We start from the raw sequence: 19,163 nt of genomic DNA, 5'->3' as shown, positions 1-19,163 counted from the left end.
TTGTAATCTTGAAGTTCTCTGTGTGCTCTGTGCCCTCTGTGGCTATAACTTAGGCAGTTAAATATGAAAATCTTAGTGATTGGTTCTGGCGGCCGCGAGCATGCCCTGGCCTGGAAAGTATCACATAACAAAGCAGTCAGCCGCATATTTGTTGCGCCTGGCAATGCTGGCACCGCGACTGACCCGGCCATGACCAATGTGCCCATCAGCAAGATAGCTGACCTGGTGAAGTTTGCGCAAGACGAGCAGATAGACCTTACCATCGTTGGCCCGGAAGCACCGCTGTCGCAAGGCGTGGTCGATGCTTTCCGTGTCGCTGACCTGAAAATATTCGGCCCGAGCAAAGCCGCTGCGCAGCTGGAAAGCTCCAAGGATTTTGCCAAGGCGTTCATGTACCGCCACAATATCCCTACCGCCAAATACCAGACTTTTAGCGACGTCACCGAAGCGCATGCTTATATAGATGCCAACGGTGCACCTATCGTGATCAAAGCCGATGGCCTGGCCGCTGGCAAAGGGGTAGTGGTGGCGATGACACTGCCAGAAGCGCACGCCGCCGTGGATGCCATGCTGGCTGACAACAAACTGGGTGATGCCGGTGCCCGCGTCGTGATCGAAGAGTTCCTGCAAGGCGAAGAAGCCAGCTTTATGGTGATGGTCGATGGCAAGAACATCTTGCCACTCGCCACCAGCCAGGATCACAAACGCTTGCTGGATGCTGACCAGGGCCCCAACACAGGTGGCATGGGCGCTTACTCACCGGCGCCGGTAGTGACCCCGGAAGTACACGCCAGGGCCATGCGCGAAATCATTATCCCGACCGTAGAAGGCATGGCGAAGGACGGTATTCCTTACACCGGCTTTTTATATGCCGGCCTGATGATCTCACCAGCGGGTGAAGTGAAGACGCTGGAATTCAACTGTCGCATGGGTGACCCGGAAACACAGCCTATCATGATGCGGCTGAAATCCGACCTGGTGGCTTTGGCTGAGCATGCCGTAAATGGTACGCTGGACCAGGCCACCACAGAATGGGATAGCCGTTTTGCTTTAGGCGTGGTCATGGCGAGCGCCAACTACCCGGAAACACCGAAACTGGGCGATGAGATCACCGGCCTGCCTGACATTGTGCAGGATGGGCATGTGTTCCATGCCGGCACCAGCCTGAAAGATGGCAAGGTCGTTACCAGCGGCGGGCGTGTATTATGCGTGACAGCACTGGGGGCAGACGTAAAAACAGCCCAGCAAGCCGCCTACCGCATCCTTGAAGCCATCAAGTTTGAAGGTGCGCAACATCGCCAGGATATCGGTTACCGCGCTATCAGCCAATAAAGAGTGAAGCCATGACAGACACTATCCAGCCGCAAGCCGTTTACGATTTCCTGCAAGGGTTGCAGGCACGCATAGTCGAGGCGGTGGAGCTGGTAGATGGCAAGAACTTCCTGCAGGATAGCTGGCAAAGGCCGGAAGGTGGCGGCGGTAATTCCTGCCTGCTGGAAAACGGCAATGTGTTCGAGCGCGCCGGCGTCGGTTTCTCGCATGTATTAGGTAACAAGTTACCGCCTGCAGCCAGTATCGCCCACCCGGAAGCAGCAGGCAGGCCCTGGGAAGCCATGGGCGTGTCACTGGTGTTTCATCCGCATAACCCCTACATCCCTACCGTGCATATGAATGTGCGTTTTTTTGTCGCCAGGGCCCAGCAGGCCGGTGAACAGGATATCTGGTGGTTTGGCGGCGGCATGGACCTCACCCCTTACTATGGCGACGCAGAGGACTGCATCCAGTTCCACCGCGTGAACAAAGAAGCCCTGGCCCCGTTTGGCGCACAATACTACCCGGCCTTCAAACAGGCTTGTGACGAATATTTCTTCCTCAAACACCGCAAAGAACCGCGCGGCGTGGGCGGTATCTTCTTTGATGACTTCAGCGAACTGGGGTTTGCACAAAGTTTTGCCCTGCAACGGGCAGTGGGCGATGCTTTCCTGCATGCCTACCTGCCTATCGTGCAGCGCCGCAAGCACCAGGCGTATGGTGAGCGCGAGCGTGACTTTCAGGCTTACAGACGTGGCCGCTATGTCGAATTCAACCTGATTTATGACCGTGGTACCATTTTTGGTTTGCAATCCAATGGCCGCACCGAATCCATACTGCTTTCCATGCCGCCCATCGTCAAATGGCGCTATGACTGGAAACCAGAAACCGGCAGCCCGGAAGACAAACTGTACACAGATTTTTTAATCGAGAAAGACTGGGTTTAACATGCCAATCTCAATAGATGCCAGACAACGCGCACAAGCCCTGCTGGACTTTATTGATACCAGCCCCAGCCCCTGGCATGCCGTCACCCAGGTTGAACAGGCATTGGTCGCGCATGGCTACAGCCGGCTGCATGAGCAGGACACCTGGCAATGCACCCCCGGCGGCAAATACTACGTCGTACGGGATGGCGGTTCTATTATTGCGTTCGTGCTCGGTCTTCAGCCCGTGGCCGAACAGGGTTTCCGCATCGTAGGCGCGCATACCGATTCGCCGGGCTTGCGCTTGAAACCCAGGGCAGCTTACAGCACTGAAGGTATCGCTCAACTCGGGGTAGAAGTTTACGGCGGGCCTATCCTGGCCACCTTTACCGACCGCGACCTCAGCCTGGCCGGGCGCGTGATCGTTAAAACCGCTGCCGGTCATGCCTCTCACCTGCTCAGGCTGGAACAAGCAGTTGCCCGCCTGCCTAACCTGGCGATCCACATGAACCGCGAAGTGAATGAAAAGGGTCTGGCCTTGAACAAGCAAACCGGCCTGCCCCTGATTTTTGGCCATGCCGCCAATAGCGAAGCGGCCAGACAATTACTGTCAGACACCCTGGCCAGTCATTTGCAGGTGTCGGCTGACGATATTTTAAGTTGGGACCTGGCGCTTTATGACACGCAAGCCGGCAGCTTCTGGGGCATGGAACAAGAGTTTATTGCCGATAGCCAGCTGGATAACCTGGCTTCTTGCCACGCAGCTTTGCAAGCTTTGCTGGGCACCGAAAAACCGCAGGCGACCTCTATTTGTGCATTATTCGACCACGAAGAGGTTGGCTCTGAGACTGCCACCGGTGCTGGCGGCAGTTTTCTGCTGGATGTGCTGGAACGCATCAGTTACACCCAACAGCTGACACAGGAAGATAAATTACGCAGTTTTGCGCACAGTTTCTTTATCAGTGCCGATATGGCGCATGCCTTTCATCCTAACCACGCAGGCAGTTACGAGCCTTGCCACCATGTGCAGGTGAACCAGGGGCCGGTGATCAAAACCAATGCCAACCAGCGTTACAGCACCAACGCCGCCACCGCTGCGCGCTTTATCCAGCTGTGCCAGCAGGCTGGCGTGCCTTACCAGCAATACGCCCACAGGACCGACCTCGGCTGCGGCAGCACCATAGGCCCTATCATGGCGGCCCAGCTGGGCATCGCCACGGTGGATGTAGGCAACCCGATGTGGGCCATGCACAGCATACGTGAGAGCGCAGGCGTGCTGGATCATAGTTATATGATAGCCACCTTGCAGCAGCATTACGCCAGCTAACTTCGCCAGCTGCCACACCAGCTAATTTGTGGTTTACATTGACGCTGGTATAACGATTGCTTTACCCTTGTATGACAAGGGGACTCAGCAATGCTAAAACAATTATTACGTAAAAAACCTATACAGCCGCATGTGCACACCGGCCTGAGAAAATGTTTAACCGCATTTGACCTGGCATTACTCGGCATAGGCGGTGCGATAGGGACAGGTATCTTCGTGCTCACCGGCATCGCCGCCGCCACCCAATCGGGCCCGGCAGTGGTCCTTTCATTTATCATCGCCGGCATCGCCGCCGGCTTTGCCGCGCTGGCTTATGCTGAACTGGCGTCTTCTATCGGCGGCTCGGGCAGCGCTTATGGCTATAGCTATGTCGCATTTGGCGAGTTTGCAGCCTGGATGATGGGCTGGATGCTGTTACTGGAATATGGCGTCGGCGCCGCCGCGGTGGCCAATGGCTGGGCGGGCTATTTTGTGAATACCGCCAGCAGCCTGGGCTTTCATATACCCGAGCACCTGACTAAAGCCCCGGTGCTTGGTGGCAGCATCAACCTGCCGGCTTTTGCGATCATCTGGATCCTGACCTTGCTGCTGATGGTAGGCGTTAAGGAAAGCGCGCGCGCCAACAACCTGATGGTGGCGATCAAACTTTCCACCATCGCCACCTTTATTATTCTGGCGGTGGGTCATATCAATGTAGATAACTGGCAGCCGTTCATGCCATTCGGCTGGTTTGAAACGCTGGAAAATGGCAAGAATATAGGCGTATTCGCCGGCGCATCGCTGGTGTTTTTTGCCTATTTCGGCTTTGATGCGGTGTCTACTGCGGCCGAAGAATGCAAGAATCCGCAACGCGATCTGCCTATAGGCCTGATCGCCTCCCTGCTGTTCTGCACCATTATCTACATCATCGTTTCGGGCACGCTGACCGGCGTGGTGCCATATGCAGAACTAAACACTTCTTCACCAGTAGCGTTCGCGCTGACCAAACTGGGTTATCACTGGTCATCCACACTGGTGGCTACCGGGGTGATCGCCGGGCTGATCACCGTATTGCTGGTGCTGCTTTACGGCCTGACCCGCATCCTGTTCGCCATGAGCAGGGACGGCCTGATCTCGCCCATCTTTTCCGAAGTGAATCCAGACCGGCAAACGCCCAGCAAGATCATTCTGATGTGCGGCTTTGTGGTGTCTATCGTCGCCGGCTTTATTCCACTGGGCGAGCTGGCCGAAACGGTCAATATCGGCACGCTGGCCAGTTTTATCATGGTCTGTGTCGGTGTGATCCGCTTGCGCATGACGCACCCGCATCTGCCACGCCCGTTCAAGAATCCATTTAACCCGCTGATCCCGGTGGCTGGCGTCGTTGCCTGCGGCGCTCTGATGTCTTTTCTGCCGGCAGAGACCTGGCATCGCTTTATCAGCTGGGCGCTGGTAGGGGCGGTGTTCTATTTCGTCTATTCCATACGTCATAGCAAATTGCGTCATTAGCAGTCACGTCATGACCATAATAAAAAAGCCGACACGAAGTCGGCTTTTTTATTGCTCAGGCAAAGATTACAGCGCCAGGATCCACTCAACTATGGTCTTGATATCTTCGTCTTTTACTTGCGGGCTGTTAGCTGGCATAGGAATGTTTCCCCAAACACCGCTGCCACCTTTTTTCACTTTATCGATCAGCTTGCCTTCTGCTGATTTGTCACCCTTGTATTTTGCCGCAACATCTTTATACGCTGGGCCCAATACTTTTGCATCTACACTGTGGCAAGCCAGACAGCCGCTTTTTTGTGCCAATGCTTTTGCCGCCGCTGCATCTGCAGCTTGAGCCTGACCAGCCATTAGTAAGATGGCTGCTGTGATTGCAGAAAATAAAACTTTCATGCGCACTCCTTGAATATCTTTAAAATAATAAATCCCCAATGCATTTTTCATGCATGTGGCATCTTACCTGACCATGCGAATTCCACAAGCATGAAGCCGTGAAAATGCAAGGTGCATCAAATATTTTCAGTTTGATTGGTATTTTGCCAACAGGGGTAAAACGCGCATGTCATGAATGCGTTGACACGCGCGTTTTAAAGGGGACTTACAGCGTTTCGATGGAGTATTCAGCGCTGAGAATGTGTTTGCGGCCAGGGTTGATGACGACCATGTTATCCAGGGCATTGGTGGTTTCTACACAAATGGTTTTGCGCCATTCGTCGCCCACGCCCATATCACCCATGGAGCCGGCTTTTTCGGCACCCGGGTTCCATACCACGGTTGCATCACTGCCAGATTTGGCGATATGTACGATGCGGTTAAAGCCGCTGTCATGTATCGCACAATCCGAACTATGGTGCACGTAAACGCGGTCATACTCGCTGCCATCAAAGGCCAGCGCATTGTGCTCGACGTTACGTTCATAATCCAGCAGCTTGTCCAGATAGACGCAGTCTTGCATGCCAGTGATCTTGATATTGGAGATATCGCTGACATTAAAATAGGTATGGAAAGCTTCACTGATGACAAACGGGTGCTTGGCCAGGTTGGTGGTCGCCAGGTCTATACGCAAACGGCGGCCTATGGTGATAGTCAGGGTCAACTCATAGGGGTAGGACAACTGGCGTTGCGCTTCCGGGGTTTGTTGCATCTCGAGGATGATACGCGTCGCACCTGTAGGGGTGGCATCAATATCCATCACCCGCCATGGGATCACACGTGCAAACCCGTGCGGACATAAAGTGCTGTCTGTCGGGTGGGCGCCGAACCATGGCCAGCAGATAGGTGTGCCACCACGGATAGAACGGCCTTTGACATAGCGCGCATTACTCGACAACCACAGTACTGGATCAGCCAGGAACTTGGGTTGCCATTGCATGACGTGTGCGCCTTGCAAGGCGATCTTGCCAGTCGCCAGCGGGTTATCGATCTCCAGATATTGCAGGCCATGTTCATCTTGCAGCTGGTTGACGTGCGCATGCAGTTTCATGCGCTTAGTCATATCGGGTTGACCTTGTTCCAGTGTTGCGTGTGCGGTCATTTATTACCCCTTTCAATTTGTGACACATCTCTCACTGCGCCTCTGGCGGCGCTGGTACTCATGGCGGCATAGGCACGCAACGCTGGTGAGACCACACGTTCGCGGCTGATCGGTTTCCAGGCATGGTGCCCTTTGGCTTCCATGGTGGCACGTCTGTGCGCCATGTCTTCATCACTGATGACTAAATGTATGGTCCGGTTAGGGATGTCTATCTCTATGGTATCGCCCTCTTCCACCAGCCCGATAGCGCCACCTTCTGCCGCTTCCGGCGAGGCATGGCCTATACTCAGGCCAGAGGTACCGCCTGAAAAACGCCCGTCTGTCAGCAAGGCACACGCTTTACCCAGGCCTTTGGATTTCAGGTAAGAAGTCGGATACAGCATTTCCTGCATGCCCGGCCCTCCACGCGGCCCTTCATAACGAATGACAACCACATCGCCAGCGACCACCTGGTCAGCCAGGATACTTTCCACCGCATCATCCTGGCTTTCAAACACCCGTGCGCGGCCAGTGAATTTCAGGATACTGTCATCGACACCGGCGGTTTTAACGATACAGCCATCCAGCGCGATATTGCCGTACAACACTGCCAGACCACCATCTTGCGAGTAAGCGTGTTCTTTGTTGCGGATACAACCATTCTCCCTGTCATCATCCAGCTCCGGCCATAACATGCTCTGGCTGAAAGCGATGGTGGTAGAGATACCGCCAGGCGCTGCACGATAAAACTTTTTCACTTCTTCATCTTGCGTGGTGACGATATCCCACTTGGCCAATGCTTCGCCCATGCTGGCACTATGAACGGTCGGTACATCGGTATGGATGACACCGGCGCGATTAAGTTCGCCCAAGATACCCATCACGCCACCGGCCCTGTGCACATCTTCCATGTGGTATTTACTGGTCGCTGGCGCCACTTTAGACACACAAGGCACCTGGCGAGAAATACGGTCTATGTCACGCATGGTGAAATCCAGCCCCGCCTCGTGCGCTGCAGCCAGCAGGTGCAACACGGTATTGGTAGAACCGCCCATGGCCACATCCAGGCTCATGGCATTCTCAAATGCCTGCATATTGGCGATATTGCGCGGCAGGACTGAATAATCATCCTGCTCGTAATGGCGCTTGGCCAGGTCGACGATCAGGCGACCAGCCTGCAAGAACAATTGTTTACGCGCGCCATGCGTCGCCAGCGTTGAACCATTGCCAGGCAGACTCAGGCCTAATGCCTCAGTCAGGCAATTCATCGAGTTGGCGGTAAACATGCCGGAACAGGAGCCGCAAGTCGGGCAGGCAGAACGTTCGACCTCTGCCACTTCTTCATCGCTGACCTTGCTATCTGCCGCCTCGACCATGGCATCGACCAGATCCAGTTTACGCACTGTGCCCTGCCAGTTCACTTTACCGGCTTCCATAGGGCCGCCGGAAACGAAGACCACCGGGATATTCAGGCGTAATGCCGCCATCAACATGCCGGGCGTGATCTTGTCGCAATTTGAAATACACACCAGCGCATCTGCACAATGCGCATTCACCATATATTCCACACTGTCGGCGATCAGGTCACGGCTGGGCAGACTGTACAGCATGCCGCTGTGGCCCATGGCGATACCGTCATCCACAGCAATAGTATTGAATTCTTTGGCTACGCCACCTGCTTTTTCAATCTCACGGGCGACTAACTGCCCCAGGTCTTTAAGATGCACGTGCCCAGGCACAAACTGGGTGAACGAGTTTGAGATAGCGATGATAGGCTTGGAAAAGTCTTCATCTTTCATGCCGGTGGCTCGCCAAAGCGCGCGGGCACCAGCCATGTTACGACCTTGCGTAGTCGTGTGTGAGCGGTATTTAGGCATCTGAAACACTAGGATAGTCGTTAATGTTTTATTTTAACCGAATACGCAGCAGCATGCGCGCCTGATACAGCTTTGTTACATTCGTGCACGCTTTATCAATGATTGTTAAATCTGGAAAATGGCACGGCAAACACTAGTGATCAAGGCGGTTTTGTTAGCAAACCGCCCTGCTATCAGGTGCAAGATCAATCGCGGGCCTGACCAGGCGGCCCACTCGCCGTGCTCTTTTTCAGAGAGTGCCAGCTGGCTGAAATGAGGATAACCATTCAGCAGCAGCGTTTGATGCCCTGCCACTTATCATCCTGCCACTGTTTGAAAAACTCAGCCCGCGACAAGGGTGCCGCTGCGTCAGCACCCTGCGCATGGTGCTCGGCATAATGCGCCAGATAACGTTCGTAGACATCATCCCCGGATAATTGACGGATGCGTCGCCAGCACTGCCTGAACCAGTTCATATCGCCCTCCATCAGCCTGAAAACTTGCCTGAGACATAAGCGCTAGGCACATAAGGCGTCTCGGTCGAAGCTAACATCGGCCTGCCGCTAAAGTAACGCCAGCTCATGACTAACATATCAACAAACACCACCCACAGCACCAGCACAAAAAACAGGGTCAGCCAGGCATCGAGTTGCTGGTTAAAAATCAGCTGTGGCGCCACGGCAGCTTTGTCCGGCGGCAATAAACCGGCAGCCAGCTTGTGTGACAGATCATTAGCGGCGGCGAAAAAGCCGACTCGAATATCATCGCTGAAGATTTTTTCGTAAGCTGCAGTTGTGGTAATGGTAAGCAGCCAGACTAAAGGCAGGCCGGTGATCCAGGCTTTGCCGGCTTTACCAGATTTGATCAATATGCCGGTGCCGACTGACAAGGCGATCGCGGCCAGCATCTGGTTGGCAATGCCAAACAGTGGCCACAGGATATTGACGCCACCATTGGGGTCGATCACGCCTATATAAAGAAAATAACCCCAACCGGCCACCACTAGTGCACTGGTCAGGATTACGGAAGGTGTATAAGAAGTCTCGCCCAGCCTGGGGTGCAGATTACCCAGCATATCCTGCAACATAAAGCGGCCGACGCGAGTACCGGCATCCAGGGTGGTCAGGATAAAAATGGCTTCGAACATAATGGCAAAGTGGTACCACAAGGCCAGCAGGTGCTCGCCAAACACAGTGCCGAGTATACTGGCCATGCCCACCGCCAGGCTAGGCGCACCACCGGTGCGGGCAAACAGGGTGCTTTCACCCATGGCGCTGGCCAGGTGCTGCATTTGTTCTACAGACACCTGGTAGCCCCAGCTGCTGATGGTATTCACTGCATCTAACGCTTCTTTGCCCACCACACCGGCCGGGCTGTTGATGGCGAAAAATACGCCGGGCTCAAGAATGGTCGCTGCTATCATGGCCATCATGGCGACAAAGCTTTCCAGCAGCATGGCGCCATAGCCTATCATGCGGATATCACATTCACTGGTGATCAGTTTGGGCGTTGTGCCACTGGCGATCAGGGCATGAAAACCTGAAATCGCCCCGCAGGCTATGGTGATAAACACAAACGGGAACAGCTTGCCGCCAAAGATAGGGCCAGTGCCATCTATGAATGGCGTGATGGCCGGCATGCGAATATCCGGGCGCAGCCAAAGAATGGCGATCGCCAGCATCAGCACTGTGCCCAGTTTCATAAAAGTGGATAAATAGTCACGCGGCGCCAGCAGCAACCAGACCGGCAGCACGGCAGCGGCAAAGCCATAGGCGATGACACTAAAGGCCAGCGGCAACCCCTCATGGTCAAACCAGCCTGACAGCAGCGGGTGATGATCGACCCAGCCACCCAGCACAACAGAACCCAACAGCAACACCACACCCAGCAGCGAAGCTTCAAGCACCCGCCCTGGCCGCAAATAACGCATATAAACGCCGACTATCATGGCAATAGGGATAGTAGCTGCCACAGTAGAGGTGCCCCAGGGGCTGTGCTTCATGGCATTCACCACCACCAGGCCCAACACGGCGATCAGGATGATCATGATCATAAAAGTGCCGAACATGGCGGCGACACCACCTATGGCACCGATTTCGTCTCTGGCCATCTGCCCCAGACTGCGGCCATTGCGACGGGTGGAAAGAAACAGTATCACCATATCCTGCACCGCACCGCCAAGCACGGCGCCTATCAGTATCCAGAGTGTGCCTGGCAAATAGCCGAACTGCGCCGCCAAGGTAGGCCCGACCAGTGGCCCAGGCCCGGCAATGGCAGCAAAATGATGGCCAAACACCACCCAGCGGTTGGTTGGCACAAAGTCACGGCCATTATTCAGGCGTTCGGCCGGCGTCGCTCTGGTGGCATCCAGACTCAATATGCTGGCGGCGATCCAGGCAGCATAAAAACGGTAGGCAATGACATACACGCAAAGTGCTGCGGTGATCAGCCACAGAACATTCAGCGATTCTCCCCTTGACAGCGCTATTTGCGCGACTGCGAACACCCCCAGCAATGTCAGCACAGCCCAGCCGGCACGCCCTAAAAAACCCTTCATATCAATTCTTTCTATTTTTCATGTTTTTCTTATCGGTAAAAAGCCTGCTGATGCACTCAGCTCCGCGGCTTGGTGCAGCAGCACTGCAGTGGTGCAATCTGGCATGCTACCCCATGTGCACAGTGTGGGCAATATACCTTAACAATCATACACTTACAATCACGAAGTTAACTGGCACACAGATTGCTAAATCCTGTTTAGCATTAAACTTACTTTACTTTTTGACCAATGAGACCCTCCACACCCGCCACTTCTGCTCCGTTTGACGCGACACGCCATGCCCGTTTGAGTCTGGAAGATCAAAAACTGGTGGATGGCGCCAGGGATATTTTAATGCGCCAGCGCGCCCTGAATGAAGAAGAAGCCTATACCCTGCTTTCGGAAATGGCAGACAAACGCAGAACGGGGATGGCAGATATTTCATTGCAGCTGATCAACATCACCAAGCGCTTGACGGTTTAAGCTTTGCTCCCGGCATGGCTGACACAGCACTCGCTGTTAAAAACTCAGCTGCCCCTCTTGCAAGAACAAAAGGGTTAGGTATAATGCGGCCTTCGTTACAAGGCACGGGTGCTTAGCTCAGTTGGTAGAGCGTCGCCCTTACAAGGCGAATGTCAGCGGTTCGACCCCGTTAGCACCCACCACTCCCCTGCCTTGGCTTCAAATGCATAGATTCACCCCCCTTAGCTTTAAATCCACGTAGTTTTATATCCACATAGCTTTAAATCCACAGATTCAGATCAATCCCTGTTCGTTAAACGAAAATGTGTCCTGACCGGCCACGATGATGTGATCCAGCACCTTCACATCCACCAGGCTTAAAGACTGTTTTAACGTTTGCGTCAATTGCTTATCGGCACGACTGGGCACAGCGCTGCCACCAGGGTGATTATGGCTGAGGATCACTGCAGCCGCATTGAGTGCCATTGCCCGCTTGACCACCTCCCTGGGGTGAACGCTGGTCTGCATCAAGCTGCCTTCAAACATGGTTTCATAAGTGATCAAGCGGTTTTGCGCATCCAGAAAAAGGATGCCGAACACTTCGCGCAGAAGATGTGATAACTGCAACTGTAAAAATGCCTTCACTTGTACCGGCGAGTTGAAGCTATCTGCCTGCTGCAAAGTTTCGCCCAGCGCGCGTTTGCTCATTTCCAGCACCGCTTGCAGCTGGCAATATTTACTTGCACCCATGCCATGCACTTGCTGCATCTCATCCAGGCTGGCAGCAAAAATGCCATTCAGGCTGTGAAAGTGTTGCAACAGATCGCGCGCCAGATCGACGGCCGTTTTACCCACCACACCTACCCTTAAAAAAATGGCGAGCAACTCCGCATCCGAAAGCGCCATGGTGCCAGCCCGCAATAACTTTTCGCGCGGACGCTCTTGTTCGGGCCAGTCGGTGATTGCCATGGCTTATCCTTATATAAGGTTACTTGGACATAAGGTCACTGGGCCCAGCCTATCTCCCTGGATGTAGTTCTACCGATGATAGTCTCATCCAGATTGATGGCCATGCGCGCCCGGCTTGCAGAAAGCGGGATCTTGCCAGCCATGATCTCCGCCTTTTTTTGCGGATACAACGGTTGCATGTATGGCTCGGCGTAGCCTTGCGGGCGCAAGGGTGCATTGGTATTCAGATCATATTTATCGCTGGCACTCAGGGTATGCAGCAACTCATGCGCGATCACCACCGTATTCTGCTCATGCTGAGCGGCGACTGCGAACAGGTTCACGCGACCGATACGGCCTTTTTGTAACGCCGTCGAATGCAATAAGCGGCTATGGGTGTGTGCATCGTGATACAACAGATAAAGTTTGATATCGACAGGCAGGCCTACGGGTGGCTGATGTTGCCAGGCAAACCAGCGGAATTTCAGGCTCCACAAGATGATGTCAAGCAAAGGCGCGTTCACGGCGGGCGGTGCAGGCGGGATCTGTTTGATAACTGGCCCCAGGTGAAAAACAACAGGCTGTGACAATGGCAACTGATACCTGCGCGCCTCGCGGGCAAAATATTGCGCAATGACTTTAAAATCATCTTCGTGCAAGGTCGCCATATAAGCCTCGACTTCTGCGGAGTCATCGACATTCACCGGATACAAAGCCACATGCAAAGGCTTGCGCCACTGTAGCGCCTGATACTCATCCCACACCTGCATCAGTGCTGTCGCTACCACGACTACCCAGAAAATGATTCTGACGGTTTTTAGCATCTACTTAACCCATTTGACTGGCATATCTTAACATGTTTAAAGTTTATGCTAAGCGGCCGGGTTCCAAATATGCGTCCAAATATGCGCGCTTTACAGTTAAAATACACAGATGAATAGTGCGCACTCACAGCCTCATCATTTACTTCTAGGTGTCACCGGCGGCATCGCAGCCTACAAAACTGCCGAACTGATACGCCTGCTGATCAAACAGGGTCATACCGTGCAAGTGGTGATGACAGAGGCCGCCACGCATTTCATCACTCCAACCACATTGCAGGCCCTGTCTGGCAATCCGGTATTTATCGATAGCTGGGATACCCGCATTGCAAACGCGATGCCACACATAGAATTAAGTCGACCCGCAGATGCCATTCTGGTTGCACCGGCCAGCGCGGACTTTATTGCCAAACTGGCGCATGGCTTTGCCAATGACCTGCTCTCTACACTATGCCTTGCGCGTGAGTGCCCACTCCTGATCGCACCAGCCATGAACAAACAGATGTGGGAAAACCCAGGCACACAACGCAATATCGAACAGCTGCTCAAAGACCAGGTCACCCTACTCGGGCCAGACAGCGGCGAACAGGCTTGTGGCGAAGTCGGCCAGGGCAGGATGCTGGAACCTGAAATGCTGCTGCAAGGGGTGCAAACACACTTCACCCCCAAACTGCTGGCAGGCAAAAAAGTCCTGATCACCGCTGGCGCCACTATGGAAATGCTGGACCCGGTGCGAGGCATCACCAACATTAGCAGTGGCAAAATGGGCTTTGCACTGGCTCAAGTCGCCATGCAAATGGGCGCTGAAGTGACATTGGTTCATGGTCACGCCACGGCCTCGCGGCCTGAAGTCAGCCATGCCTACTTTGCAGGCACGGCCAGTGCCATGTATCAAAGCGTGATGCAGCATATCAAGAATCAGGATGTCTTTATCGGCGTAGCAGCGGTGGCAGATTACAGCCCGCTGATTGCTGCAGAGCAAAAAATCAAAAAAAGTGAAGAGTCACTTACCATACAACTCAAAAAGAATAAGGACATTCTGGCAGACGTTGCCTCATTGCCCAACCCGCCATATTGTGTAGGCTTTGCCGCCGAAACTGAACGCGTACTGGAACATGCCAGACAAAAGCGGCACGCCAAAAACATCCCGCTCATCGTGGCAAACCAGGCCAACCTGGCTTTAGGCAGCGACACCAACATCGTCACCCTGATTGATGACAGCGGCGAATATCCGCTGGAAACCGCAGACAAAACCACCATTGCGACAAAAATCCTCACCCACCTGCAATACCAACTGAATTAATCCGGCAGAAACACCGCGCCGCTCAAGATATTCATGAAAATACTGAGGGGCGCAGGCTGACAAACAGCTTACAATCGCGCCATTTGATTTCATTCGTATTGAGTACCTTATGCGCGCTTTTGTGTTCCGCTTAACGCCAGTCTGCCTGGCGATTTCATCCGCGTTCAGCGGTTTATCCGTGGCCGAGGCCGAAGAAGAAAAAACCCTGATACTCTCACCCGTGGTAGTGACTGCCACCCGCCAGGCGCAAAACAGCTTTGACCTGCCAGTAGCGATCGATGTGGTGACTGAAAAAGATATCAAAGATGGGCAATTGCAAATGCAATTATCCGAAAGCCTGATCCGCGTGCCCGGCATCACCGCCCAAAACCGCACCCAGCAATCACAAGACCCGCAGATCTCCAGCCGTGGTTTTGGCTCACGCTCATCATTCGGTGTCCGCGGTGTACGTGTCTACGTTGATGGCATTCCACTGACCATGCCGGATGGTCAGGGTCAGCCAGGTGTGGTCGACCTTTCCGCGATAAAAAGTATAGAAGTCATGCGCGGACCCTTCTCATCACTTTACGGTAACTCATCCGGCGGCGTCATTCAAATGTTCACAGCCGACGCACCAGCCACTCCTACCATTGGTGCCACGACCATGTTTGGTAGTTACGATACCAAGCGCAATGTGCTTGAGGCCGCAGGGCGATCAGAAGGTGTGGAGTATATGCTCAACGTCTCAAACTTTGAGTCTAATGGATACCGTGACCGCAGCAGTAGTGACAAACAAATGGGCACCGCTAAATTCAAATTCAATATCAGTGAAGATACCAAGCTGACTACATTGGTTAACTGGTTTGATCAAGATGCACAAGATCCTCTGGGTTTAACCAGAGCCGGCGTAAACACTGACAGAAAAGGGGTAGTAGCCGCCGCGAATAACGCAAATACACGAGTATCCAGAAGCCATACACAAGTTGGTTTCAATCTGGAGCATGCCATCAATGAAATGAATAAGATCTCATTTGTTCCCTATGTAGGTACTAGACGTAACTCACAAGTGCTACCAGTTAACGCCTTGGGAACGAATGCGAGAACCAGTGAGATTCAGCGCAGTTTCTACGGCGCTGATCTTAGGTGGGATAACAATGGTGAGGTATTCGGCAAAAATTATAATATCAGCGTAGGGATGAATTACGGAAAATCCCAAGATGATCGATTAGACATTAACACCCAAGTGGCTGGCGCTCCTGCTAACGTGACTAACCGGGATGAAGAAAATATTTCGACCAATTACGATCGCTACGTCCAGGGTAAGCTTGCAGCAACTGATACGGTAGACATCCATGCCGGCGTCAGAAGAACCAAAGTCAATCTAAAAGTGAATGACAACTTCACTACCATTGCAGGCTTCGGCAACAACAGTGGCTCCGTTTCATATAACAAAACAAATCCAGTCATTGGTGCAACATGGAAAGTCACTCCTGAAGTAAATCTGTACGCCAATTATGGCAGAGGTTTTGAAACACCTACTTTTGTGGAGGCGGCCTACAATTCAGCCACCAGTGGCGCTACGCCCAACTTGAGCCTGAAACCTAGTACCAGCGAGAACTTTGAAATTGGCACCAAGGCGTATCTGACTGATAACACCCGCGCAAACCTGACCCTTTACTACATAAAGACAGATGATGAAATCGTGGCCAGCTTAGTTGATGTCGCCAACAGAAGCATATTCGCAAATGCGAATAAAACCGTGAGAAAAGGTGCCGAGCTTTCATTAGAATCTAATTTCAGCAACAACATTTCCACCTACTTCTCATATACATTGTTAAGTGCAAAGTTTGACTCTGCATTTAATAGTGCAACAGGTTTAATTGCGTCAGGCAACCATATTCCAGGCACCTACAGCAATCAAGCGTATGGTGAGATACGCTGGAAATATGAGCCTCTCGGCTTCCATACCGCGCTTGAGACCAGATATAACAGTAAGGTGTATGTAAATGACAGGAATACGGATTCCGCATCCTCTTACACTATTTTCAATGTCCGTGCCGGCTTTGAGCAAGTAGTCAGCAACTGGATCTTCAAAGAGTTTATCCGCGTTGAAAACCTTACTGATAAAGAATACCTTGGCTCTGTTCGCATCAATGATGCCAATAGCAGGTTTTTTGAACCTTCTGCTGAACGTAATTACCTGATCGGATTAAACGCTCAATACAAGTTTTAAAATAGCCACACACCTTAAAGCCAGCACCCGCTGGCTTTTTTATTGCGAGCTAGTTATCGCGCTAAGTGATTTTGCAGCATGTTTCATGCTTTAATAGCGCAATATTTTTGGAGCGAATATGTCAATTACTGTAGACCTCAAAATCCTCGACCCGCGCCTGCACCACATGATGCCGACCTATGCGACGCCTGGTTCTGCAGGGCTTGATTTGCGCGCCTGTATCGAGCATACGCAAACCATACAGCCGGGTGAAACCATCATGATCCCCACCGGCATGGCGATTCACATTGATAACGCCTATTATGCCGCCCTGATCCTGCCGCGCTCCGGACTGGGCCATAAGCACGGTATCGTGCTGGGCAACCTGGTCGGGCTGATCGATTCAGATTACCAGGGCCAGCTGCTGGTTTCATGCTGGAACCGTGGTAAAGAGGCATTTATTCTGAATCCGCTGGAGCGTATCGCGCAGATGGTGATCGTGCCGGTAGTGCAAGCAGATTTTCATATTGTGGATGAATTTACCTCGAGTGAACGCGGTGAAGGCGGCTTTGGTAGCACAGGAAAACATTAATCACTAAAATGCATAACAATTGCTTGATTTAGTCTTGCTTTTCATTCTATAATCTCGCTCTTTCTGAAAAAGATAAAGTATTTGGAGATAACCATGGCACGTGTATGTCAGGTAACAGGCAAAAAGCCGATGGTGGGTAACAATGTTTCTCACGCACAAAACAAAACAAAACGCCGTTTCTTGCCTAACTTGCAGAACCGTAAGTTCTGGGTTGAGAGCGAAAATCGCTGGGTAAAAATGCGTATTACTAACGCTGCTTTGCGTACTATCGACAAAAATGGTATCGACGCTGTGTTGGCTGATTTGCGTGCAGCTGGCGAAAAAATCTAACTCGCGACATTTAGTCTGCAAAGGATATTATCATGCGTGAAAAAATCAAATTGGAATCAAGTGCTGGTACAGGTCATTTCTATACCACTACTAAAAACAAACGTACCATGCCTGAGAAAATGGAGATCAAGAAATTTGATCCAGTTGCTCGCAAGCATGTACTGTACAAAGAAACAAAATTGAAATAACTGTTTCTGACTGCTTAAATAAAAAAGCCTGCATATGCAGGCTTTTTTATTGGCTGTAACTTCAACTGATCTTTAGTTACTCTGTAGCCGCATTAAACGCGCCCTGGCCGGAAATAATGCGCACATCCTGCTGTGGGTATGGGATCTGAATATTATTCGCTTTAAAGCGCTGCCAGATCTCGTAATAGACCTCACTTTGCAGCTTGGCGGTGCCTTCTTCAGGATTAAGCACGCCTATCGCCAACTGCAGATCAATTCCATACTGACCGAATGATTTGATGATCACCTCTACCGCACTGTCATCTCTGATAGTGCGCTCATGCGTTCTACCAACTTCTTGTAAAAGTTTGATGGCTAAATCAAGATCGCTTTCATAGGAGATCTGCACCGAAACCGGCACCTTTGCTTTGTGCGCTGCAGAGGTATGATTAATCACCACGTCCGTGATGATGGTTTCATTAGGGATGATGAATTCAGTTCCATCCAGCTTGCGCAAGACAATATAGCGCGAGCGCAGCTCTCCCACCATGCCATAGAAACCGCGTATGGTCACGATATCGCCCATATGTAGTGACTTATCCATCAGGATAATAAAACCACTCACATAGTTGCTGGCGATCTTCTGTAAGCCAAAACCCAGACCCACACCCAGAGCACCACCAAATACCGATAGCATGGTGACATCAATACCTACAGCGGCCAAAGACATCAGCAAGGCGATCACGATCGCCACCATACGCACCAGCTTGACCATGATGACACGCCAGTTGCTATCGATTTTCTCCGAGGCCATCAGTCGCAGCTCTAGCATACGGCTCAGCCACAAGGCGACCAGCATGGTAATAATGATGGTTAATCCGCCTTGAATCAGCAGTAGCAGATCTAATTTTTGCTTGCCGACACTGAATTGCACATCCTCAAGCACCTGCAATACAGGGTCGAGGAAGCCGCCTATATGCAAGGCGACTATCACCCAAACAGTCCAGCCGATCACACGTTCAAACGAATGCAACCAGGCGCTTGGAGAAAACACATAGCGCAGCACATACACAACGCTACGAATGATGATCATGGCCAGCAGCATACGCGCGGCCAACCGGATCAAGCCTACATGCATCCAGTGTTGTAACGAGTAGCGCGCGATCACCAATAACAAAAAGCCGACAAAAGGAAAAAACAGGCGTTGAATGCCACCCAGTAGCATTTTGTAAACCACATTTACCCGGCCAGCCTGGATCTGCTTACGCAGATGCCAATTAAGCAAGCCACTCACAGCAAGAATGCACCCCACCACCAATAACTGCCACAAGGCAGAAGCAGTACTAAAATCCTGAGCGATCTCTTTCCAGAGGAAGTTGATATCGTTATCCATTA

General features: G+C 52.2%; 18 protein-coding genes and 1 tRNA gene. 11 read left to right on the top strand and 8 right to left on the bottom strand.

The window, feature by feature from the left end; translation table 11 throughout:
* Nucleotides 1–63: 63 nt before the first annotated feature.
* The 4 genes from purD to ACT6RZ_RS06705 all read left to right on the top strand — a co-directional run bounded on the left by purD (nucleotide 64) and on the right by ACT6RZ_RS06705 (nucleotide 5,052).
* On the top strand, nucleotides 64–1,332 hold the full coding sequence (purD, locus tag ACT6RZ_RS06720; protein ID WP_444701360.1) for a phosphoribosylamine--glycine ligase: 1,269 nt from the start codon (nucleotides 64–66) through the stop codon (nucleotides 1,330–1,332).
* Between the two features lie 11 nt (nucleotides 1,333–1,343).
* The gene (gene hemF, locus ACT6RZ_RS06715; RefSeq protein WP_444701359.1) at nucleotides 1,344–2,258 is read left to right on the top strand and encodes an oxygen-dependent coproporphyrinogen oxidase; all 915 of its coding nucleotides are present in this window, start codon (nucleotides 1,344–1,346) and stop codon (nucleotides 2,256–2,258) included.
* Nucleotide 2,259: 1 nt separating this feature from the next.
* Complete coding sequence (locus ACT6RZ_RS06710) at nucleotides 2,260–3,564, top strand: M18 family aminopeptidase (protein ID WP_444701358.1); 1,305 nt, start codon at nucleotides 2,260–2,262, stop codon at nucleotides 3,562–3,564.
* A 90-nt stretch (nucleotides 3,565–3,654) separates the two neighbouring features.
* Nucleotides 3,655–5,052 carry an amino acid permease gene (locus ACT6RZ_RS06705; protein WP_444701357.1) on the top strand — a complete coding sequence of 466 codons (1,398 nt, stop codon included), beginning with the start codon at nucleotides 3,655–3,657 and terminating at the stop codon, nucleotides 5,050–5,052.
* 66 nt (nucleotides 5,053–5,118) lie between these two features.
* On the opposite strand, the gene ACT6RZ_RS06700 is transcribed toward ACT6RZ_RS06705, so the two are convergent.
* The 5 genes from ACT6RZ_RS06700 to ACT6RZ_RS06680 all read right to left on the bottom strand — a co-directional run bounded on the left by ACT6RZ_RS06700 (nucleotide 5,119) and on the right by ACT6RZ_RS06680 (nucleotide 10,975).
* Complete coding sequence (locus ACT6RZ_RS06700) at nucleotides 5,119–5,442, bottom strand: c-type cytochrome (protein ID WP_442586895.1); 324 nt, start codon at nucleotides 5,440–5,442, stop codon at nucleotides 5,119–5,121.
* A gap of 205 nt (nucleotides 5,443–5,647) precedes the next feature.
* Nucleotides 5,648–6,583 (bottom strand): D-hexose-6-phosphate mutarotase, encoded by a 936-nt coding sequence (locus ACT6RZ_RS06695; RefSeq protein WP_444701356.1) that lies wholly within the window; start codon nucleotides 6,581–6,583, stop codon nucleotides 5,648–5,650.
* Nucleotides 6,580–8,439: a dihydroxy-acid dehydratase gene (ilvD, locus tag ACT6RZ_RS06690; RefSeq protein WP_444701355.1), complete on the bottom strand. Its 1,860-nt coding sequence runs from the start codon at nucleotides 8,437–8,439 to the stop codon at nucleotides 6,580–6,582. The genes ACT6RZ_RS06695 and ilvD overlap by 4 nt, the downstream gene beginning before the upstream one ends.
* A 266-nt stretch (nucleotides 8,440–8,705) precedes the next feature.
* Nucleotides 8,706–8,894 (bottom strand): CstA-like transporter-associated (seleno)protein, encoded by a 189-nt coding sequence (locus tag ACT6RZ_RS06685; protein ID WP_444701354.1) that lies wholly within the window; start codon nucleotides 8,892–8,894, stop codon nucleotides 8,706–8,708.
* Between the two features lie 11 nt (nucleotides 8,895–8,905).
* Complete coding sequence (locus ACT6RZ_RS06680; protein WP_444701353.1) at nucleotides 8,906–10,975, bottom strand: carbon starvation CstA family protein; 2,070 nt, start codon at nucleotides 10,973–10,975, stop codon at nucleotides 8,906–8,908.
* A gap of 228 nt (nucleotides 10,976–11,203) precedes the next feature.
* Between ACT6RZ_RS06680 and ACT6RZ_RS06675 the strand changes: the two genes are divergently transcribed.
* Both ACT6RZ_RS06675 and ACT6RZ_RS06670 read left to right on the top strand, forming a co-directional pair.
* Nucleotides 11,204–11,437 (top strand): ANTAR domain-containing protein, encoded by a 234-nt coding sequence (locus ACT6RZ_RS06675; protein ID WP_444701352.1) that lies wholly within the window; start codon nucleotides 11,204–11,206, stop codon nucleotides 11,435–11,437.
* Nucleotides 11,438–11,543: 106 nt separating this feature from the next.
* Nucleotides 11,544–11,619, top strand: a tRNA-Val gene (locus tag ACT6RZ_RS06670).
* Between the two features lie 91 nt (nucleotides 11,620–11,710).
* On the opposite strand, the gene radC is transcribed toward ACT6RZ_RS06670, so the two are convergent.
* The gene (gene radC / locus ACT6RZ_RS06665) at nucleotides 11,711–12,385 is read right to left on the bottom strand and encodes a RadC family protein (RefSeq protein WP_444701351.1); all 675 of its coding nucleotides are present in this window, start codon (nucleotides 12,383–12,385) and stop codon (nucleotides 11,711–11,713) included.
* Nucleotides 12,386–12,420: 35 nt separating this feature from the next.
* A complete protein-coding gene (locus tag ACT6RZ_RS06660) occupies nucleotides 12,421–13,188 on the bottom strand; it encodes a hypothetical protein (protein ID WP_444701350.1) in 768 nt (255 codons plus the stop codon).
* A 109-nt stretch (nucleotides 13,189–13,297) separates the two neighbouring features.
* On the opposite strand from ACT6RZ_RS06660, the gene coaBC reads away from it, so the two are divergent.
* The 5 genes from coaBC (at nucleotide 13,298) to rpmG (ending at nucleotide 17,789) form a co-directional block, all read left to right on the top strand.
* Nucleotides 13,298–14,488, top strand: coding sequence for a bifunctional phosphopantothenoylcysteine decarboxylase/phosphopantothenate--cysteine ligase CoaBC (gene coaBC, locus ACT6RZ_RS06655; protein WP_444701349.1), 1,191 nt, complete (start codon nucleotides 13,298–13,300; stop codon nucleotides 14,486–14,488).
* A gap of 109 nt (nucleotides 14,489–14,597) precedes the next feature.
* Nucleotides 14,598–16,700: a TonB-dependent receptor family protein gene (locus tag ACT6RZ_RS06650; RefSeq protein WP_444701348.1), complete on the top strand. Its 2,103-nt coding sequence runs from the start codon at nucleotides 14,598–14,600 to the stop codon at nucleotides 16,698–16,700.
* A gap of 118 nt (nucleotides 16,701–16,818) precedes the next feature.
* The gene (gene dut / locus ACT6RZ_RS06645; protein ID WP_229007974.1) at nucleotides 16,819–17,271 is read left to right on the top strand and encodes a dUTP diphosphatase; all 453 of its coding nucleotides are present in this window, start codon (nucleotides 16,819–16,821) and stop codon (nucleotides 17,269–17,271) included.
* A 93-nt stretch (nucleotides 17,272–17,364) separates the two neighbouring features.
* Nucleotides 17,365–17,601, top strand: a complete 237-nt coding sequence (gene rpmB, locus ACT6RZ_RS06640; protein WP_055827066.1) for a 50S ribosomal protein L28 — start codon at nucleotides 17,365–17,367, stop codon at nucleotides 17,599–17,601.
* A gap of 32 nt (nucleotides 17,602–17,633) precedes the next feature.
* Nucleotides 17,634–17,789, top strand: coding sequence for a 50S ribosomal protein L33 (gene rpmG, locus ACT6RZ_RS06635; protein ID WP_011478679.1), 156 nt, complete (start codon nucleotides 17,634–17,636; stop codon nucleotides 17,787–17,789).
* Nucleotides 17,790–17,865: 76 nt separating this feature from the next.
* On the opposite strand, the gene ACT6RZ_RS06630 is transcribed toward rpmG, so the two are convergent.
* Nucleotides 17,866–19,161, bottom strand: a complete 1,296-nt coding sequence (locus ACT6RZ_RS06630; RefSeq protein ID WP_444701347.1) for a mechanosensitive ion channel family protein — start codon at nucleotides 19,159–19,161, stop codon at nucleotides 17,866–17,868.
* Between the last annotated feature and the right edge of the window lie 2 nt (nucleotides 19,162–19,163).

The organism is Methylophilus sp., from assembly GCF_052437885.1.
Taxonomy (GTDB): domain Bacteria; phylum Pseudomonadota; class Gammaproteobacteria; order Burkholderiales; family Methylophilaceae; genus Methylophilus.
This window is presented reverse-complemented; position numbering and strand designations above follow the sequence as displayed.

Excerpts from the sequence above, each read along its gene's own strand:
- purD (WP_444701360.1), top strand. The coding sequence starts at position 64 with ATGAAAATCTTAGTGATTGGTTCTGGCGGCCGCGAGCATGCCCTGGCC.
- hemF (WP_444701359.1), top strand. The coding sequence starts at position 1,344 with ATGACAGACACTATCCAGCCGCAAGCCGTTTACGATTTCCTGCAAGGG.
- ACT6RZ_RS06710 (WP_444701358.1), top strand. The coding sequence starts at position 2,260 with ATGCCAATCTCAATAGATGCCAGACAACGCGCACAAGCCCTGCTGGAC.
- ACT6RZ_RS06705 (WP_444701357.1), top strand. The coding sequence starts at position 3,655 with ATGCTAAAACAATTATTACGTAAAAAACCTATACAGCCGCATGTGCAC.
- ACT6RZ_RS06700 (WP_442586895.1), bottom strand. The coding sequence starts at position 5,442 with ATGAAAGTTTTATTTTCTGCAATCACAGCAGCCATCTTACTAATGGCT.
- ACT6RZ_RS06695 (WP_444701356.1), bottom strand. The coding sequence starts at position 6,583 with ATGACCGCACACGCAACACTGGAACAAGGTCAACCCGATATGACTAAG.
- ilvD (WP_444701355.1), bottom strand. The coding sequence starts at position 8,439 with ATGCCTAAATACCGCTCACACACGACTACGCAAGGTCGTAACATGGCT.
- ACT6RZ_RS06685 (WP_444701354.1), bottom strand. The coding sequence starts at position 8,894 with ATGAACTGGTTCAGGCAGTGCTGGCGACGCATCCGTCAATTATCCGGG.
- ACT6RZ_RS06680 (WP_444701353.1), bottom strand. The coding sequence starts at position 10,975 with ATGAAGGGTTTTTTAGGGCGTGCCGGCTGGGCTGTGCTGACATTGCTG.
- ACT6RZ_RS06675 (WP_444701352.1), top strand. The coding sequence starts at position 11,204 with ATGAGACCCTCCACACCCGCCACTTCTGCTCCGTTTGACGCGACACGC.
- radC (WP_444701351.1), bottom strand. The coding sequence starts at position 12,385 with ATGGCAATCACCGACTGGCCCGAACAAGAGCGTCCGCGCGAAAAGTTA.
- ACT6RZ_RS06660 (WP_444701350.1), bottom strand. The coding sequence starts at position 13,188 with ATGCTAAAAACCGTCAGAATCATTTTCTGGGTAGTCGTGGTAGCGACA.
- coaBC (WP_444701349.1), top strand. The coding sequence starts at position 13,298 with ATGAATAGTGCGCACTCACAGCCTCATCATTTACTTCTAGGTGTCACC.
- ACT6RZ_RS06650 (WP_444701348.1), top strand. The coding sequence starts at position 14,598 with ATGCGCGCTTTTGTGTTCCGCTTAACGCCAGTCTGCCTGGCGATTTCA.
- dut (WP_229007974.1), top strand. The coding sequence starts at position 16,819 with ATGTCAATTACTGTAGACCTCAAAATCCTCGACCCGCGCCTGCACCAC.
- rpmB (WP_055827066.1), top strand. The coding sequence starts at position 17,365 with ATGGCACGTGTATGTCAGGTAACAGGCAAAAAGCCGATGGTGGGTAAC.
- rpmG (WP_011478679.1), top strand. The coding sequence starts at position 17,634 with ATGCGTGAAAAAATCAAATTGGAATCAAGTGCTGGTACAGGTCATTTC.
- ACT6RZ_RS06630 (WP_444701347.1), bottom strand. The coding sequence starts at position 19,161 with ATGGATAACGATATCAACTTCCTCTGGAAAGAGATCGCTCAGGATTTT.